This is a genomic window from Acinetobacter sp. FY731 (genome assembly GCF_059515905.1).
This window is the reverse complement of sequence record NZ_JCAKNB010000002.1, coordinates 128091-146013: the sequence shown is the minus strand read 5'-3', so window position 1 is coordinate 146013 and position 17923 is coordinate 128091. Positions and strand designations below refer to the sequence as shown.

Below are 17923 nucleotides of genomic sequence, written 5' to 3'. Positions count from 1 at the left end.
AATTTGGAGTGAATAAAAAGATGAGCTCTAGATTCTCTAGTTCTGGATTTACATTAATAGAGTTAATGATTGTTGTGATGGTTATTGCGATTTTTTCTTTAATTGCAATTCCATCATACCAATCATATGCTCGAACGGCGTTAGAGAGCCAAGTTCAACAAGAAATACAGAACTTGGCAATGCGCTTGGAACGACATAAATCACGTAATTTTAATTATAAAAATTTTGAAACTACACAGGTGGTTATACCATCTGGTGCTACTGGGAAAGATATTAAATATACACTTGAAATTAGAAATGGAGTTACTACGCGAATCCCAAGATTAGATCCAGATACTAATACACCAATAATAGATCCAGATACTAATGAACCGCTAACAGATGATGTTTCTTTACTATTAACAGATGAAAGAGTTTCTGGGCAAAATTGGGTCATTAAAGCGGAAGCAACAAATGAAAAAAACTTTAATTACCTACTGAGTAGTCAAGGAATTAGATGTAGAAATAAAGCAAAAGCGAATGTTACATTCACTGGTTGTTTGCCAGCGGGGACGGAGAGGTGGTAAGTGAATAAAGGTATGACATTAATAGAGCTAATGATTGTGATAGTGATTGTTTCTATTTTAGGCGCTGTTTCGTATCCAGCATATCAAAATCATTTAAAGAAAACTCAACGAGTAGAAATGCAGGCAGAACTTATAAAGTTATCCAGTCATTTACAACGCTATAAAATTGCAAATTTCACATTTATGCCTGCGAATACACCGATAACACTAGCAGACTTGGGATATACATTGGATAACGGCAGTTTGTTATTGCCAACAATTAAGCCTACATATGCAATTACTTTAAGTAATGTAGCTGCAAATACATGGACTTTAACCGCTGCTCCAATTAATAGTCAATTAGGTGATGGTTTTATCGTATTAAATCATCGTGGAGAGCGTTGCTGGAATAAGGGTACAGGTAAAACCAACGGTACTGCTTGTGTACTTACGGCAAGTACAAATTGGGACGGTAAATAAGTTAAATTCAAAATTGTGGATAAATCATTTTTTAACCTTTCACTTTCTTAGAATTTCAAGTAAAATACTGCCCTCTATGAAAGGGGTTTGAAATGTATCGATGGTCGATACACAGATAATCCGTAAAAACTATAAGGTTCTATCATGGTTGTTATTCGTCTTGCACGCGGTGGTGCTAAAAAACGTCCGTTCTATCAAATCATTGTGACTGATAGCCGTAATGCACGTGACGGTCGTTTCATCGAACGTATTGGCTTCTTCAACCCTACAGCTCAAGGTAAAGCAGAAAAACTTCGTTTAGATGCTGACCGTTTTGCTCATTGGGTTTCACAAGGTGCTCAACCTTCTGAACGTGTTGCTTCTTTAGCTGCTCAAGCTAAGAAAGCTGCAGCTGCTGCATAATTTCAAATTAAGTAGTAGATAGCCCATGACACCAACACAGAATGTTCCAGAAGATCGTATACAGATTGGACAGCTACGTTCAGCATATGGATTAAATGGGTGGCTCTGGGTTTATTCCAATACAGAACCTATGAGCAACATCTTTGACTATCTTCCTTGGTACATTGAGACTAAGGAAGGTTGGCAAACAGTAGATGTAAAACGCTGGAAACCTCATGGCAAAGGCTTAGTTGTTAGTTTAAAAGGTGTGAGCGATCGCACTGCTGCTGATGGCTTAGTTGGCGTAAATGTATGGATTTCTAAAGCGCAACTTCCAAAACCTGGAATGGATGAGTTTTATTGGTCTGATTTAAAAGGTCTAACAGTGTTAGGTCTTGGTGAAGAAGAACAAGAAGTAAATCTTGGTAAAATCCATGAAATGTTTGAAACAGGTGCTAACGATGTCATGGTGGTTCACGCAACACCAGATAGCGTTGATGCTGAAGAGCGTATGATTCCATGGCATAAAGATGTAGTACAGCGCGTTGATTTAGAAGCTGGTCGTATTTACGTGAATTGGGGCGTAGATTACTAATATTTTTTGGAAATAAGGGAGTCTGCGATGTTTTTTGCAGTCATTACGCTTTTTCCTGAAATGTTTGAAGCGATTACAGCCTACGGAATTAGCGGGCGTGCAGCAAAGCGCGAAATAGTACAAGTCACTTGTATTAATCCTCGTGATTATGCTGAGGGCAACTACAAAAGAGTGGATGAACGTCCATTTGGTGGCGGCCCTGGTATGGTAATGATGGCTGAGCCTTTGTCTCAAGCAATCAAACATGCCAAAGAGCTTGCAATGCAAGCAGGAGCGGTTCGAGTTCCAGTGGTGTATATGTCACCACAAGGAAAAACCCTAAACGAACCTGCGGTACAGCAATTTGTCGAATATGATGGATTAATTGTACTGTGTGGACGTTATGAAGGTGTCGATGAGCGTTTGATCCAACAATATGTTGATCAGGAATGGTCAATTGGAGATTACGTATTATCTGGCGGAGAGCTTCCTGCGATGGTTTTATTAGACAGTATTATTCGGAGACTTCCGAATGCAATGTCTGATGAGCAATCACACATTCAAGACTCCTTTGTGGATGGTCTTCTAGACTGCCCACAATATACCAAGCCAGATCATTTTGAAGGTTTGGATGTGCCTGAGGTGTTAAAATCTGGGCATCATGCAAATATTGAAAAATGGCGGTTTTTGCAGCGATATCAGCGAACACTTGAACGCCGCCCAGAGTTGGTGGAACAAGTAGAATTGACCAAGCAGCAAAAAAAATGGCTAAAAGATTCGCAAAATAAATCGTAATTTTTATGATTTAATTTGCAAAAAAATTCAAAGCTTTGTTTTGGATTAATACTTAATTGTTTTGATTAAGTATTCTTTAATAGGCTCTTTATGCATTGAAGTGGTCAAGCATAAAGAGAAAGATAATCGGGTGTATGCGCTTTAGCCTCTATACCCAGCGATGTTCAGACCTCTTCTGACTCGCACATATTGGAGATACCCCATGAGCGGTAAGCATCCTTTAGTACAAGCTGTTGAAAACGCACAATTAAGAACTGATCTTCCTGCATTTGCACCAGGTGATACAGTTATTGTTTCTGTAAAAGTTAAAGAGGGCGACCGTGAGCGTCTTCAGGCTTTTGAAGGTGTTGTAATTGCGAAGAAAAATCGTGGTTTAAACTCTGCGTTTACAGTACGTAAAATTTCTAGCGGTGTTGGTGTTGAACGTGTTTTCCAAACACATTCTCCAATCGTAGCTAAGGTTGAAGTTAAACGTCGTGGTGATGTTCGTCGCGCTAAACTTTACTACCTACGCGAATTGTCTGGTAAAGCAGCACGTATCCGTGAAAAATTACCAGCTCGTAAAGTTAAAGCTTAATTTAAAGTTTTACACGAGTTCGAAAAATGCGCCTTTGGGCGCATTTTTTTGTGCTTAAATTTTAAATATGCTGAACGAACATTGATAACAATACCTGCAGATTGTTACCATGACGTAGCTCATAAATAACCTAATTTTTATATGAAAAAATCGTCTCCTAAAATCCAGCGTCGTCATATTAGTGGTGTATTTCTTTTAAATAAGCCTTTGGGCATTAGTTCTAATGGTGCATTACAGAAAGTGCGTTGGTTGTTCCGCGCACAAAAGGCGGGGCATACAGGAGCTTTAGATCCTCTTGCTTCTGGACTTTTGCCTATTTGTTTGGGAGAGGCAACGAAGTTTTCACATTATTTATTAGACTCAGTTAAGCGCTACCAAACAACGATTCAGTTAGGGAATAGCACAACAACTGGAGATGTAGAAGGTGAAGTTTTCTTAGAAAAAGAAGTGCCAGAGTTAACCGAAATTAAAATTAAAGATGTATTGGAAAAATTTGTAGGGGATATTACTCAAGTTCCACCAATGTATTCTGCTTTAAAAAAAGATGGGCGTCCTTTATATGAATTAGCGCGTCAAGGTATTGAAATAGAACGTGAGGCACGTCCAATACATATTTTTGCTATTGAATTACTGTCTTTTACAAATGAAAGTATTACTTTGGATATTACCTGTTCTAAAGGCACATATATTCGTGTATTAGGTGAAGATATTGCTCAAGCTTTAAATACATACGGACATTTAACCTATCTGCATCGTATTCAAACAGGGGCATTTGAGCTTATTCCAAATTACACCATAGAATACTTGGAAAGCTTAACTGAAATGGAGCGTGAAGCTTTATTACTTCCAGTTTATGCACCTATTGATCACTTTCCAAAGATTCAAGTACCTGAAGGGCGTGCTGAATATTTTAGCCGAGGCATGGAAAGTAATATCGATCATAAGGCTGAAGAGCAAGTGGTGGTGTTTGATGGCGATAAATGTTTAGGTTTAGCCGAAATTACCGATAAGAAGAGATTGGTGCCGAAAAGAGTATTAAACTTGTAATACAGTTTTAACATTTGATAAAAAGCAAAAAAGGAAGAGACCCGTGGAAATTGAGATTATTCTCAGCTTAATTTTTTTTGCTTTTTGTGCAGGAGCAATTGATGCTGCTGTTGGTGGCGGTGGGCTGATTCAAATTCCCGCTATTATGGGTGCAATGCCGCAGCTAAGCCCTGCAACTGTTTTTGGTACCAATAAATTAGCATCCATTTGTGGTACGGCATCGGCAGCTTATAGTTTTTTAAAAAAAGTTAAATTACGTTGGAAGTTACTTGCTGTTATTGGGCTTTGTGCTTTTGTTAGCTCTTTTGCAGGTGCTGCAAGTGTTTCCATGATTCCAAAAGAAGTATTAAGACCATTTGTATTGGTCATGTTGATTGTCATTGCGATTTATACTTTTACTAAAAAGGAATTTGGTCAAGTACATGTGAGCCAAGAACTTACACCTAAGCTTTTAATATTGGCAGCTATTGGTAGTTTAGTTATTGGTTTTTATGATGGTATTTTTGGACCGGGAACGGGTAGTTTTTTCATTTTCTTTTTTATTCGGTTTTTACAAGTCGATTTTTTACATGCTTCGGCATTGTCAAAAATTGCAAACTTTATGACAAATTTTGCAGCCCTAAGTTTTTTTATTCCCACAGGTCATGTACTTTTTGCAATGGGATTAATGATGGCTGTTGCCAATGTTTGCGGTTCATTAGTGGGCGTAAAAATGGCACTAAAATATGGTAGTGGCTTTATTCGAATCTTATTTTTGATATTGGTTTCGATATTAATTGTTCGGCTGGGTTATCAAACATTTTTCACAGCTTAAAATAAAAGGGATGTTTTTACATCCCTTTTATTTTTATTTAAGTGGCTGCTTTACTTCCTGATCTTAGTGTTACGCCAATAGAAGCTAACATGACACATGCAAGTGCAATCCATTGTAAAAAGCCAATTTTTTCACCTAGTAAAAATAGCCCTGCTAATGCTGCAAGCGCAGGTGATAGGCTAGATAATGTTCCGTAGCTAAGTTTGTTCAAGCGCTTTAAAGCTTGTAAATCTAAAGCGTAAGGAATGGCTGTGGCTAAAATGGCAATAGCCAATGCTTTGCCCCAATATTGAGTATCGAGTAATGCTGATGCGTTGTTATATAAGCCTATTGGCAATAAACTAATTGCAGAAAGGGTAATGGCAATTGTGAGGGCATGCATGCCAATATTCTGGTGTACCACTTTTTGACCAAAGTAAATATAAAATGCCCAACATAGTCCAGCGGCAAGAGCACAAACAGCACCAAAAATAGAAAAATTATCGCTATGTGCTTGTCCCCATGGCACCATAAGTGCAATACCAGCTATTGCAAGTAATACCCAAACTAAATCACTACGTTGCTTAATTGAAAGCAATGCTAAACCTAAAGGACCAATAAACTCTAAGCCAACGGCAATTCCCTGAGGAAGTTTACCTAAGGACATATAAAATAAAACATTCATACAGCATAAAGCTGCGCTATAGCACAACAAATCTCGCCATTTTAAAAATGATAAACGCTTTAAAATATGCCAAGAGCGGAACATGATGCAGATAATAATTGCTGCAAAGCATAAGCGTAAAATAGTGACAGAAAGTGGATCCAAAACACTAAAAAGCTGTTTGGCAAATGAAGCACTAATTTGATACGAAATCATGGATAAAACCATGAATAAAACAGCAAGAAGTTGTGACTTTGGCATTTTTAAATATCACTATACCTAAGGCGGTATAGGTCTTGAGGTTGAGCGTTGAGTATAGCAATTCTATGTATTGTTTGATGTTGGAAATATTGCCAAAATGTAAATTCAAAGCTTTAAATTTAAATAATATTATTTATTGTTTACTGAGGAAAAATTTGAATTCAAAATATTTTAAATTCAAATTTTAGATTTTTTCTTTGCTTGCTGCGTTGTGTAGGTACAACCAATAGATGCGGTAATAATGGTGGCTAAAGCGAGCCATTGATTCCATGCAAGCTGTTCACCTAAGAAAATAAAGCCAGAAAAGGCAGCAATAGCAGGTTCAATACTCATTAATGTACCAAAACTTAATGCTGTTAAGTTTCTAAGAGCAATCATTTCCAAAGTAAAAGGTAATGCACTTGCAAGTGTGGCAAGAATAATAAAATATATTAAATTTGAAGGCTCAAAAACATTGACTGACATGCCTGAAATAAGGGCAATAGGCATTAAACACAACATGCCAATAAACATGCCTAAGCAAACAGTATGATTACCCGAAATGCCAGATGGTTTTTGTCCTGCGACAATATATAGTGCCCAACAAGCTCCAGCACCCAAAGCAAAAGCAATTCCAACTAAATCTAGACTTTGTGCAGCTTGCTGAAAGGGAAATAACAATACTAAGCCAATAATGGCAAGTCCAACCCAAATGAAATCGAACTTTTGTCTTGCATAATAAAGTGCAACACTTAAAGGTCCAATAAATTCAAAGGAAACAGCAATACCTAGGGGGAGTCTTTGAATGGATAAATAAAATAGAGCATTCATGCCTGCAAGAGCAATACCATAACCGATCACAGCAGACCATTTCACTTTCTTGAAATTGATTTTCCAAGCTTGAAAAATAAGTGCCAAAATTAATGAGCCGAGTAGCAAACGCATGGCAGAAATAGTTAAAGCAGGAAATTGTGCAAACAGATATTTGGCAAGAGCACCACTACTTTGCATACTAATCATGGCAATGAGTAATAAAAACAAAGCTTGGATGTGTGGTGCATTTTTTAAATTGGACATGAACTAAATTCGTAGAGTTTTCATTTGTAGCGAAGAATGAAAAGCTTTTATTAAGCAATAAAAAACCACAGCACGAATGCTGTGGTCTTCAATATAACCGAATATTAGAACAATACACGTACGCGAATTGTACCTTCAACTTCGTGAAGTGTATCAAGCGCTTCTTGAGATGCAGTTGCATCTACGTCCATGACTAAGTAACCAACGTCACCTTTAGTCATTAAAGATTGACCTGAGATGTTAATGCCGTGTTCAGCAAACAAGTTGTTAATTTTAGAAAGAACGCCTGGAATATTCTTATGAATGTGAAGTAAACGATGCTTACCTTCAGTCAATGGAAGTGCAATTTCAGGGAAGTTTACAGCAGATAAAGTCATACCTTTATCTGAGTAAGCAACGAATTTCTCGCCAACTTCTAAACCAATGTTTGCTTGCGCTTCGATTGTAGAACCACCAACGTGAGGTGTTAAAATCACGTTTGGAATGTTACGAAGAGGAGAAACAAATTCTTCACCGTTCGCTTTAGGTTCTTTAGGGAATACGTCAACAGCAGCACCCGCAAGGTGACCAGCTTTAAGCGAATCAGCCAAGTCTTCAATTACAACACATGTACCACGTGCCGCATTGATGAAGATTGCACCTTCTTTCATTTGTGCAAATTTTTCTTTAGTCATGAAGTTACGTGTAGACGGAACATCAGGAACATGTAGTGATACAACATCAGCATTTGCTAATAGCTCATCTAGGCTACCAACCTGACGTGCATTACCTAAAGGTAATTTAGTCACTGTATCGAAATAAATCACTTTCATACCCAAGCTTTCTGCAAGTACAGAAAGTTGAGAACCAATAGAGCCGTAACCAACGATACCTAATGTTTTACCGCGTGTTTCATACGAACCTACAGCAGATTTGTTCCAACCGCCAGCATGTGTGTCTGTAGATTTTTCAGGTACACGGCGAAGAAGGAGAATTGCTTCAGCAAGAACAAGTTCAGCAACTGAACGAGTGTTTGAATACGGTGCGTTAAATACAGGAATACCACGACGCATTGCTGCATCTAAATTCACTTGGTTTGTACCAATACAGAAACAACCAACAGCAATAAGCTTGTTCGCAGCTTCGAAAACTTCTTCAGTTAATTGAGTACGGGAACGAATACCAATGAAGTGAGCATCTTTAACCGCTTCTTTCAACGCTTCACCCTCAAGCGCAGTTTTACGGTAATCGATATTGGTGTATCCAGCAGCATTTAAAGTGTCGATTGCGTTTTGATGAACGCCTTCTAACAACAAGAAACGAATTTTATCTTTAGGCAAAGAAAGATGTTGGCTCATTACGGCTCCGCTACAAAGGCCAAATTTAGTGGCGATATAATAGCATAGGAAATTGGGTGATATACATTTCCTTTATGGCTTTGGGAGTAGGTATTTTTCTAAAATATGTGACAAGGTTTGTCGAAATTGGTCTAACTAACTGTGTAATTTCAAAGGCGACATTCTTAAAATACGATTTTCTGCGGGTTTTTGTAAAAATGGCATATAATACTGCCTCGTGTAAAAGCCACGTTGCAAAAATGTTGGTTTTATAAGCACGAATGGCTTTAAAAAATGTGCAATAGAACATGATAAATAATGTTCTAAAATCAGCATATTAAGGCTTCAAAAATAACTTGTTTACTTCTTGCAAGGTCTGAAAACGATGAACGCTCCAGTCGCTTTAACCCCAGAGTTATTGACCCAATTAACTGCAATTGTGGGTGAAAACCGCATTAAAACAGATGCAGATAGCCTCGAAAATTGGGGACGTGACCATACTAAGCACTTCGATCCAAATCCATCGGTTATCGTTTTTCCATCCACCACTGAACAAGTTCAAGAAATTGTAAAACTTGCGAACCAATTTAATGTTGCTGTTACCCCAAGCGGTGGTCGTACAGGTTTATCTGCGGGTGCTGTTGCTGCCAATGGTGAAATTGTCGTGAGCATGGACAAAATGAACCAAATTCTTGAATTCTTCCCAGCAGATCGTATGGTTCGAGTTCAAGCAGGTGTGGTGACTGAACAACTTCAAAACTATGCAGAAGAACAGGGCATGTACTACCCAGTAGATTTTGCATCTGCGGGTTCATCGCAAATTGGCGGTAACATTGGTACAAATGCTGGCGGTATTAAAGTTATTAAATACGGTATGACGCGTAACTGGGTTCTAGGTTTAACCGTTGTTACGGGTAAAGGTGACATCCTTCGTTTAAACAAAGGCATGATTAAAAACGCAACAGGTTATGCGCTTCAGCACTTATTTATTGGTGGTGAAGGTACTTTAGGTTTAGTAACAGAAGCTGAAATTAAACTTGAACGTCAGCCACACGATTTACAAGTAATGGTATTGGGCGTTCCAGATTTTGATGCAATTATGCCTGTGCTACACGCATTCCAAAAGAAAATTGACTTAACTGCATTTGAGTTCTTTGGTGAGCTTGCAATGCAAAAAGTACTTGATCATGGTCATGTTCAACGTCCGTTTGAAACAGAATGTCCATTTTATGTATTGCTAGAATTTGAAGCGCCGTATGAACCAATTATGGATGCTTCAATGGAAATTTTTGAGCATTGCATGGAACAAGGTTGGGTGCTTGATGGTGTGATGAGCCAAAGCTTAGACCAAGTGGAAAGCTTATGGCGTTTACGTGAAGATATTTCAGAATCTATTGCACCATTTACACCATACAAAAATGATATTTCTGTATTAATTACTCACGTTCCTGCATTTATTAAAGAAATTGATGCAATCGTGTCTGAAAACTATCCAGACTTTGAAATTTGCTGGTTCGGTCATATTGGTGACGGTAACTTGCACTTAAATATTTTAAAACCTGCCGATTTAAGCAAAGACGAATTCTTTGCAAAATGTCAGGTCGTGAATAAGTATGTGTTTGATACTGTGAAGAAATATGATGGTTCTATTTCTGCGGAACATGGTGTTGGTATGACGAAAAAGCCATACTTAGAGTACACGCGTACAGCAGAAGAAATTGAATACATGAAAGCGTTGAAACAAGTTTTTGACCCGAACGGTATTATGAATCCTGGTAAATTATTTGATCTTTAATCATGACATTTATAGTTTTTAAATGTGATTTTTAATGAATATTGAATACGGTGAAATATGTTTCTTCTTTCTATGAATTGAAGCATGTATTTCGCAAGAGGGTGTAGGTTTTATAGATAGACCTCTCCCTAACCCTCTCCTAAGAGGAGAGGGAATTTCATGAATATGTAAGTATTCTTTGAAGTAAGTTTTTAAATGTTTTGAAAAGTTAGATAGATTATGTTGTTACAGACTAACTATCGTGTAACTGTAAAAGGCATAGCATCATTGGTGTTATGCCTTTTTTATATTGAGTATTAAAAAATGATGAAAAAGTTATTCGTAATGGCAACGTGTGTGGGGCTTTTGGCTGGCTGTGCGACTACGAAGGATTTTGTGTCTAAAGTAGGGACTTCACATACGCCACTTGAGCAAGTTTTAAAGGCTCAACCTAATTTAAAAAATGAGTTGAATATGGTTGAAATTCGTCAGGTATTTAACCGTGTGGAATCTCCAAATGTGGCGCAAGTGATGGTGTTACAAGCAGGTTTAATGGATGATTCTGTGAGTGCGATTCGTACTATTTATAGTTTTAAATTGCAAGATAATGTTTGGAAGCAGGTAGATAAGAAAGAAGCGTATAAATGTGTACGTGGTAAGAATACGAAAGCTTTCCAAACAGCACTTTGCTCGTAATGTTAGTCTAAAATATGATTGATTTTTAAGGTTTTATACCTCATAAAAGCGTATCTATTGATACGCTTTTTTATTTGGGGAAATATAAGAACAATGAATATTTTAATTGTCGGGAATGGTTTTGATTTGTCGCATTATTTGCCGACCAAGTATGACCATTTTATGATTGCAATGGATGCGATAGAAAATTGGGATATTGCTAAAGGTGATATGGGCTTTGATGATCTATTTATAAAGGATTATTGGCATAAAAATAATGAAACAGAAGAATGGCAGAATAGTTTTTTTCAACATACAAAGGCAATGTATAAAACTGAAGAAATTAAAATTTCTGTCGATAAAATACAAAATCTACAGGCACAATTAAAAGAAAATGTTTGGTATCAGTATTTTTCTGATTATGTGAGAGAAGTTAAGACGTGGATTGATTTTGAATTAAAAATTTATGAAGCATTATCAACAGTTGAAATTTTTTTTGATAGATATCATGAGCTAAAAGATAATTTGGGTATTGTAAATAAGATTATTGTGGGATTGAATGGTCAAAATAGTAATAATTATTTATGTTTTAAAGAAAGAGAACGGTTAGTTTTAAAGTCACTGGGTATTATTGAAATAGAATCTGAACATAATGAAGAAATTTATAATATCTATAAAATTAAAGATAATTTTCTAGATGAATTTAAGGGTGATATTACGTTAGACTGTCAAAAAATAATTAGTTTTTTGATGGCTAATCTTTTAGACCTAAAGACAATATTTTCTGATTTTTTAATGACTGTAATTGATAACTTAGAAATAAACTTTACTCCTGAAAATGTCTTATTTTTAGATCTAATATATACATTTAACTATACCGTAACTTTAGTGAAAAAATATAATACTCCAAGGGGGATAGTTAAATATATACACGGTGAAAATGAGAAAAAAAACATTGTTTTAGGTGTTTCTGATTTAAGCGAACAATTTTTGAAAAATTATAAAACTTATGGATTTACTAAGTATCATCAAAAGCTTTTAAATGATACTGAATATCAGTTTTTAAGTGAGAGTGCACCATTTAAAGCTAATTTAAATTTCTGGATGTCAAAGACACAAAATCTTGATGATAAAGATTATTTTTCTACAATAGGTAGAGAGTATCAAACTAATATTTATATTTGGGGACACTCATTAGACAGATCTGATGAGAACTATATAAAGGAAATATTTTCATTTAATGAACCTAGAGATTGTAATGTTAGAGTTCAAATTTTTTATTTTGATATACAAGCTAAGTTTGATTTATTGGCAAACTTAATTGGTATTTTGACTAAAGAGAAAGTTGAAAAATGGATGAAAAAAGGTTGGCTTAAGTTTGAGCCTAACCCTGATATTGCAAAATTAAATAATATTACGCCTGTAGATTTACCGAAGCCTTGAACAGCATAAAGACAAAAAATCATCGCTCTGCTATAATACACCTACTCATCCCAAGGTGTATTGGCATGAGCAAAAATCTCACAGCAAAACCAAAGAAAACACATCTCGTGAATACGATGTACTTCTAAACAAACTTAACTCCATACAAATTTCAAAGTTAAAACTCAATGCATGTCATTGGGTAGAAACTTCATTTCCCTAAAATAAAAGTGGTTTAGGCAAAGTTGTCCCCACACGTAGAAATAAATGCAAAATATACAAACCGTAAAACTTAACCGTGCCACCTTTATGTTTCCGTTGGCGTTGGTACTTTTTGAATTTTCCGTCTATATCGGTAACGATTTAGTCCAACCTGCCATGCTTGCCATTACCAAAGACTTTGGCGTAAGCAGCGCGTGGGCACCATCTTCTATGTCATTTTACCTATTGGGTGGGGCATTTGTTGCATGGCTACTTGGACCACTTTCAGATCGCTTAGGACGTAAAAAAGTCCTATTGGGTGGCGTACTATTTTTTGTACTCACATGCTTACTTATTTTACTTACAACCAATATCGAAAGCTTTTTAGCACTGCGTTTTTTACAAGGTTTTGGTTTATCTGTTATTGCCGCCGTAGGTTATGCTGCCATTCAAGAAACCTTCGATGAACGCGATGCCATTAAAGTCATGGCACTTATGGCAAACGTATCATTACTTGCGCCATTGTTAGGACCTGTACTTGGCGCATTTATGATTGATCATGTGTCTTGGCATTGGGGCTTTATAGGCATTGCCGTTATTGCACTTATCAGTTGGTTTGGTTTAAAAGCCAAAATGCCCGATGTGAAAGTCAGCAGAACAAAAAAACCATTAAGCTATATATTAGATGACTTTAAACAAGTCTTTAAAAACAAGCGGTTTGTTGCGCTTACCTTGGCTTTGCCACTCGTGAGCATGCCACTTATGTTATGGATTGCACTATCACCTGTCATGCTTGTGGAATACATGGGCTTAAGCAGTATGCAATACGGACTTGCACAATTTCCTGTATTGGGCGGTTTAATTGTAGGTAACTTAGTTTTACTTAAAATTATAGATAAATATGCTTTAGGACAAACGGTGCTCATGGGCTTACCACTCATGCTGACAGGTGCAATTATTTTAGTGCTTGGTGCCATTTGGCAAGAATACTTTATTCATAGCTTAATTTTAGGAATGACGCTCATTAGCTTTGGTGAAGGCATTAGTTTCTCTGTACTTTACCGTTTTGCACTCATGTCATCTGAAGTATCTAAAGGAACAGTTGCAGCAGCAGTTTCTGTATTAATGATGCTGAGTTTCTTTATATTCTTAGAACTTGGGCGTGTGTTATATGAAAGTTTTCATATTTGGGCGTATAGCTTAATTTGTTTAGCATTTATAGTATTTTGGTTTACTTTGCCGCGGTTACATTTGAAAAAAGTCATGCAAGAACGTGTTGAAAAAGGTCAGTTTTAAATCATCAATATTGCATTTTTACATCAAAAAAAACCTCCACATTTTGAGGTTTTTTTTAAAGCTTTTATATTAAGAATAGCGTTCTGGATGCTCTAGTTTTCTCAATTTTCTATCAAAAACAAAAGGACCAAATGGCAAAATAGATGCAATTAAACCTAAAACAAACATCTTAATAGACCATTTTTGCTTTTCACACACAATAAACAATACTGCAAGAAAAGCGATAAATAATAGCCCATGCCCCATGCCAACGTATTTTACCAAAATAGGATTATCCATTAGGTATTTCACAGGCATTGCAATAAAAAGTAAAAGTAAGAAGGAAATAGCTTCTAAGAAACCAACACATCGTAAGGTTTTAATATTCATGGTCACTATATTTAAAATGAGAATGAACAGGCAGTGTAGTGCATAAAGTTGAAAAGTTGAACGATAGATCGAACAAAACTGAAAAATAGTTCAAGGGAAATATCATTCCCTTTTTATTTGAAAATTGAATCTTTACTTAATATCTAGTTCGAGCAATTTATTTTGCAGTTTTAATAATTCAGGCAAGGTTTCTAGTAATAGACTCATTTGCTTGAGTACTAATAATAAATGTTCCGATAAGTGCGCTTCTGCATTGAGTTGTTTAATTTCCTCAAGCTTTTGTTCAATGTCAGTCAATGAAAGTGTCTGTTGCTGAATAAGAACATTGTCTAAAGTATGTTGTGTCCATTGCATGAGCGCTAATACATGAGGTTCATTTACGTATTCTCTGTGACTTCCTAAAGCAGATATATAGCTGAGTTGGCTGTGGCTATAAACCAAATAGCGAAAGGCATGGTGAATGAGCTCTGGATTAGGATTGGGTTCTGTACTTAAACTTGAAATCATATTTGAAAGTTCAATTTGAGTATTGTGCGCGGAGCGCCGTGCAAGCCGATAATCAAAACTATTATTTTTTCCAAATTGATACTGCAAAACGACTGCATGGAAATAGTCCAAAGTTGCTTTGGTGCTTTTTTTCATTGTGGTTGAAATGTTGCGGAAATCCCAGTCGGGCCAAATAGTACTCACTGCAAACCATGCAATAAAACAGCCAAGCAGGGTGTCTATAATACGCGGTAAAATAATGGCATATCCTGCGCCTTTTAAATTAAAAATAAGCAAAACCATGAGCGTTGCCATAAGTGTTGCCATGGCATATTTTTTTGCACTCAAATAGAAAAAACACACGCCAAAAATAATAGTGAGAAGTAATTGACCTTCAATACTCGGTACAAAATATAAAATTGGTATACCAATAAGTACACCTAAAAGCGTGCCTAAAGTTCGCATTTTTAAGCGGCTTTTGGTGGCAAAGTAACGCATTTGGCAAACGAATAAACTGGTTAATAAAATCCAATATCCATTTTTTGCAAAGGGTAACAAGGAAATGGAGTATCCCACTGCAAATACAAAGGCAATGCGTACTGCGTGTCTAAATAATGCAGATTGAGGTGTTAAATGTTGTTTTAATTTTAGCCATAAATCTTCAGCACCGTGAATATCATCATCTAATAAATCGAAGTTTTTAAGATGTTGCTGCGCCTGTACTGAACTTTGTTTTTGTAGTTCTTTTAGATTTTGAAATCGAGCTAGGAATTTTTCTAAATTACTTAAAATAAGCTGTAAATTTTTAACTTCTAAATTGTACGGATTTTCCCTAATCCAATCCTGCATGGAGCTTTTTAAATAACTCAATGCCAAAATTCGTTCTTGGCTCGCTTCATAGTTTTTATTATTTAAAATGGCTTGAGCTAATTCTTGGCAACTACGAGCATGTAAACGAATATTCTTTTGAATTCGATAGATTAAATCGGTACGACTGAAGTTTTGATGAAGATGTTCATAATGCAAATAGTTGGAACTTGCTTGTTCGTGAATATCTTGTGCAAGAAAATATAAATTGAGCCAGTAAATGGTATTTTGATTTGCTCTAGAGGCTTTTAAACGGGTAAGTAAAGATGCTTTGGTTTTATTGAGCGCAAGAACAACTTCACTATTTTTAAGTGAAAGATCATACAAGAGTTGTTCGACATTTTCGGTATTGTCTGGGTCAAACAGCTTAGCTTTTGCATAGAGTAAATCTGCTATTTTTTCGAAGTTTTGGCTTAAGTTATCTTGTACAGCAAGGGTTGGTTTAATGAGGTAAAATAAAATAGCAGTAAAGCCATACCACAATGCACCCGCCACAAAGCAGAATGGTTGAAAGTACCATTCGGTGTATTCGTCTAAGCCAAACATGGTGTAAATTGAAAGTAAAATAGTACCAAATGAAATGGCTGCATAACGCTGACCTAAAGCACCAAGTAAAATTAAACCTGCACTAGAAAGTGATAAATATAAAATGAATAAAAATTTATATTCATGCAAAAAATCAAGAATGCTACTTACACCAAAAAATAAAATACAGACATAAACTAAATTACGTAATCTAATACTTAAGCGATCATCAAAGTCGGTGAGGGCAGTTGCTATAGCACCTAAAGTGGTGGGTACAATTAGTTCTTGAGCGCCTAAATAATACAAACCTAAAGTTGTACCTGTTAAGACAATAAAAATTTGTAAGCAATATATTAAAATGGCATTAGATTTAAATGACTGAAACCACAGGCTGAAACTATTCACTTTTTATAATTTAAACTAGTTTTTAGGATGAATTTTACACTGAACTTTTTTTGGTTCACTGTCAATTTAAACACAGCGAAATTTTATATATTTAAAGTATTTGATGGTGTTCATAAACTAAAAGTTATCCACATTTGCTGTAGAAAGTTTGCCATGTATGCACAATGTGAAAGGCTAGAATAAAGGTATAAATAAAAAAGGAGCGATTTAAATCACCCCTTTTTTATAGATATTTATTTAGTTATTTTTTTTCTTCATTTTTCGTAGGTTCATCATCTAAGTCATAAGCCAAAGTTCCTTTAGGCATAAGGATAGGTTCTGGTTGCGCTTCATGTAACCATTCACGCCAAATAGCTAAAAGTACTGCAAGTATGACAGGCCCAATAAATAAACCAACCATTCCAAAACTTGCTAAGCCACCTAATACGCCAAACATAATAAGTAAGAATGGAATTTGTGTTGCACCTGAAATAACCAATGGACGAATTACATTATCGGCAGTACTTACTACACAAACGCCCCATGCCATAACGCCAACAGCTTCTATAGCATGTCCTTGAGAGAATAACCATAAAGAAACAGAGGTATAAGCAACAGGAGGGCCAAAGGGAATAAGTGCAAATAAGAAGGTAACAATGGTAAGTACCATAGGGTTAGGTACACCTGCAACAAAGTAACTTACGCCAGCCAAAAGCGCTTGAGCAACAGCAGTTAAACCTACGCCATAAACAACGGCACGAGTTGTGTCTGAAATAGTTGAAATATAGTGATGAATTTGAGGACCAACAACTTTTTCAAATGCTTGACGGACTTGGTTTAGAATGGTTGGACCATCTCTATAGAAAAAGAATAAAGACATTACAGAAAAGCACAGTTTGAAAATGTTTTTACTAACTTCATTGAGTACAACTTTTCCGTAATTTAGATGACCTTGAATCCATGCTGAAATATTTTTAATGATGCTATTAGGATCTTGATTAATATCATTCAGTGTTCGTGTGACTTCTTTGCCAATTAAAGGAAGTTCTCGTACAAAGTCAGGTACGCTTAAATGACCTGAAAATACTTGTCTTTGAAGGGATAGATATAAATTTCGTCCTTCATGTTGTAATAGGAAAATTGCACAAATAACAGGAATACCAATAACCAGTACCACCAAAATAATCATGATGGTTGCGCTTAAAGTTGGTTTATTTTTTCCACAGAAATTTAGAATTCTTTGATATAAGGGCCATGTCATGTAAGCAATAATGGCAGCCCAAAGTACAGGTACAATAAAGTATTTTAGAACATCAAAGCCTAAATAAAGGAGAATGAAAAAAAGACCAAATAACAATATTTTTTGTATTGTTGGAGCATGTTTTTGTACTGAATTCACTGAGTTATTCCTTAATTCATAAGCCATATTAACTCA

18 protein-coding genes are annotated in these 17923 nt (G+C 36.0%); 12 read left to right on the top strand and 6 right to left on the bottom strand.

Going from position 1 to position 17923, the window contains the following annotated elements; genetic code table 11:
• Positions 1 to 20: 20 nt before the first annotated feature.
• From AC5YC8_RS02880 to AC5YC8_RS02845, 8 genes are all read left to right on the top strand, one after another.
• Positions 21 to 566 (top strand): type IV pilin protein, encoded by a 546-nt coding sequence (locus tag AC5YC8_RS02880; RefSeq protein WP_496163468.1) that lies wholly within the window; start codon positions 21 to 23, stop codon positions 564 to 566.
• The gene (locus tag AC5YC8_RS02875; protein ID WP_496163467.1) at positions 567 to 1025 is read left to right on the top strand and encodes a type IV pilin protein; all 459 of its coding nucleotides are present in this window, start codon (positions 567 to 569) and stop codon (positions 1023 to 1025) included. It begins immediately after the preceding gene.
• A gap of 144 nt (positions 1026 to 1169) precedes the next feature.
• Positions 1170 to 1427 carry a 30S ribosomal protein S16 gene (gene rpsP / locus AC5YC8_RS02870; protein ID WP_004826436.1) on the top strand — a complete coding sequence of 86 codons (258 nt, stop codon included), beginning with the start codon at positions 1170 to 1172 and terminating at the stop codon, positions 1425 to 1427.
• A gap of 25 nt (positions 1428 to 1452) precedes the next feature.
• Complete coding sequence (gene rimM / locus AC5YC8_RS02865; protein WP_496163466.1) at positions 1453 to 2001, top strand: ribosome maturation factor RimM; 549 nt, start codon at positions 1453 to 1455, stop codon at positions 1999 to 2001.
• A 27-nt stretch (positions 2002 to 2028) separates the two neighbouring features.
• The gene (trmD, locus tag AC5YC8_RS02860; protein WP_496163465.1) at positions 2029 to 2775 is read left to right on the top strand and encodes a tRNA (guanosine(37)-N1)-methyltransferase TrmD; all 747 of its coding nucleotides are present in this window, start codon (positions 2029 to 2031) and stop codon (positions 2773 to 2775) included.
• A 202-nt stretch (positions 2776 to 2977) separates the two neighbouring features.
• Positions 2978 to 3352: a 50S ribosomal protein L19 gene (gene rplS / locus AC5YC8_RS02855; protein ID WP_496163464.1), complete on the top strand. Its 375-nt coding sequence runs from the start codon at positions 2978 to 2980 to the stop codon at positions 3350 to 3352.
• Between the two features lie 141 nt (positions 3353 to 3493).
• Positions 3494 to 4399, top strand: coding sequence for a tRNA pseudouridine(55) synthase TruB (truB, locus tag AC5YC8_RS02850; RefSeq protein ID WP_496163463.1), 906 nt, complete (start codon positions 3494 to 3496; stop codon positions 4397 to 4399).
• A 43-nt stretch (positions 4400 to 4442) separates the two neighbouring features.
• The gene (locus tag AC5YC8_RS02845) at positions 4443 to 5213 is read left to right on the top strand and encodes a sulfite exporter TauE/SafE family protein (protein WP_496163462.1); all 771 of its coding nucleotides are present in this window, start codon (positions 4443 to 4445) and stop codon (positions 5211 to 5213) included.
• A 37-nt stretch (positions 5214 to 5250) separates the two neighbouring features.
• Here AC5YC8_RS02845 and AC5YC8_RS02840 read toward each other — a convergent pair whose 3' ends face one another.
• From AC5YC8_RS02840 to serA, 3 genes are all read right to left on the bottom strand, one after another.
• Positions 5251 to 6117 (bottom strand): EamA family transporter, encoded by an 867-nt coding sequence (locus AC5YC8_RS02840; protein WP_496163461.1) that lies wholly within the window; start codon positions 6115 to 6117, stop codon positions 5251 to 5253.
• Between the two features lie 177 nt (positions 6118 to 6294).
• Positions 6295 to 7173: an EamA family transporter gene (locus AC5YC8_RS02835; protein WP_496163460.1), complete on the bottom strand. Its 879-nt coding sequence runs from the start codon at positions 7171 to 7173 to the stop codon at positions 6295 to 6297.
• A gap of 104 nt (positions 7174 to 7277) precedes the next feature.
• Positions 7278 to 8510 (bottom strand): phosphoglycerate dehydrogenase, encoded by a 1233-nt coding sequence (serA, locus tag AC5YC8_RS02830; protein ID WP_496163459.1) that lies wholly within the window; start codon positions 8508 to 8510, stop codon positions 7278 to 7280.
• A gap of 364 nt (positions 8511 to 8874) precedes the next feature.
• On the opposite strand from serA, the gene AC5YC8_RS02825 reads away from it, so the two are divergent.
• From AC5YC8_RS02825 to craA, 4 genes are all read left to right on the top strand, one after another.
• A complete protein-coding gene (locus AC5YC8_RS02825) occupies positions 8875 to 10284 on the top strand; it encodes a D-2-hydroxyglutarate dehydrogenase (protein ID WP_496163458.1) in 1410 nt (469 codons plus the stop codon).
• Between the two features lie 306 nt (positions 10285 to 10590).
• On the top strand, positions 10591 to 10959 hold the full coding sequence (locus AC5YC8_RS02820) for a hypothetical protein (protein ID WP_496163641.1): 369 nt from the start codon (positions 10591 to 10593) through the stop codon (positions 10957 to 10959).
• 93 nt (positions 10960 to 11052) lie between these two features.
• A complete protein-coding gene (locus tag AC5YC8_RS02815) occupies positions 11053 to 12381 on the top strand; it encodes an AbiH family protein (protein WP_496163457.1) in 1329 nt (442 codons plus the stop codon).
• A gap of 246 nt (positions 12382 to 12627) precedes the next feature.
• Positions 12628 to 13857, top strand: a complete 1230-nt coding sequence (gene craA, locus AC5YC8_RS02810) for a chloramphenicol efflux MFS transporter CraA (protein ID WP_496163456.1) — start codon at positions 12628 to 12630, stop codon at positions 13855 to 13857.
• A gap of 69 nt (positions 13858 to 13926) precedes the next feature.
• Here craA and AC5YC8_RS02805 read toward each other — a convergent pair whose 3' ends face one another.
• The 3 genes from AC5YC8_RS02805 to AC5YC8_RS02795 all read right to left on the bottom strand — a co-directional run bounded on the left by AC5YC8_RS02805 (position 13927) and on the right by AC5YC8_RS02795 (position 17887).
• The gene (locus tag AC5YC8_RS02805; protein ID WP_496117370.1) at positions 13927 to 14226 is read right to left on the bottom strand and encodes a DUF3817 domain-containing protein; all 300 of its coding nucleotides are present in this window, start codon (positions 14224 to 14226) and stop codon (positions 13927 to 13929) included.
• 132 nt (positions 14227 to 14358) lie between these two features.
• Positions 14359 to 16509, bottom strand: a complete 2151-nt coding sequence (gene yccS, locus AC5YC8_RS02800; protein WP_496163455.1) for a YccS family putative transporter — start codon at positions 16507 to 16509, stop codon at positions 14359 to 14361.
• 241 nt (positions 16510 to 16750) lie between these two features.
• Positions 16751 to 17887, bottom strand: a complete 1137-nt coding sequence (locus tag AC5YC8_RS02795) for an AI-2E family transporter (protein WP_496163454.1) — start codon at positions 17885 to 17887, stop codon at positions 16751 to 16753.
• Between the last annotated feature and the right edge of the window lie 36 nt (positions 17888 to 17923).

Bases quoted from the DNA above. Each gene is read 5' to 3' on its own strand.
- AC5YC8_RS02805 (WP_496117370.1), bottom strand. From the start codon at position 14,226: ATGAATATTAAAACCTTACGATGTGTTGGTTTCTTAGAAGCTATTTCC.
- trmD (WP_496163465.1), top strand. From the start codon at position 2,029: ATGTTTTTTGCAGTCATTACGCTTTTTCCTGAAATGTTTGAAGCGATT.
- serA (WP_496163459.1), bottom strand. From the start codon at position 8,510: ATGAGCCAACATCTTTCTTTGCCTAAAGATAAAATTCGTTTCTTGTTG.
- craA (WP_496163456.1), top strand. From the start codon at position 12,628: ATGCAAAATATACAAACCGTAAAACTTAACCGTGCCACCTTTATGTTT.
- rplS (WP_496163464.1), top strand. From the start codon at position 2,978: ATGAGCGGTAAGCATCCTTTAGTACAAGCTGTTGAAAACGCACAATTA.
- AC5YC8_RS02880 (WP_496163468.1), top strand. From the start codon at position 21: ATGAGCTCTAGATTCTCTAGTTCTGGATTTACATTAATAGAGTTAATG.
- AC5YC8_RS02835 (WP_496163460.1), bottom strand. From the start codon at position 7,173: ATGTCCAATTTAAAAAATGCACCACACATCCAAGCTTTGTTTTTATTA.
- rpsP (WP_004826436.1), top strand. From the start codon at position 1,170: ATGGTTGTTATTCGTCTTGCACGCGGTGGTGCTAAAAAACGTCCGTTC.
- AC5YC8_RS02825 (WP_496163458.1), top strand. From the start codon at position 8,875: ATGAACGCTCCAGTCGCTTTAACCCCAGAGTTATTGACCCAATTAACT.
- truB (WP_496163463.1), top strand. From the start codon at position 3,494: ATGAAAAAATCGTCTCCTAAAATCCAGCGTCGTCATATTAGTGGTGTA.
- AC5YC8_RS02840 (WP_496163461.1), bottom strand. From the start codon at position 6,117: ATGCCAAAGTCACAACTTCTTGCTGTTTTATTCATGGTTTTATCCATG.
- AC5YC8_RS02820 (WP_496163641.1), top strand. From the start codon at position 10,591: ATGAAAAAGTTATTCGTAATGGCAACGTGTGTGGGGCTTTTGGCTGGC.
- AC5YC8_RS02815 (WP_496163457.1), top strand. From the start codon at position 11,053: ATGAATATTTTAATTGTCGGGAATGGTTTTGATTTGTCGCATTATTTG.
- rimM (WP_496163466.1), top strand. From the start codon at position 1,453: ATGACACCAACACAGAATGTTCCAGAAGATCGTATACAGATTGGACAG.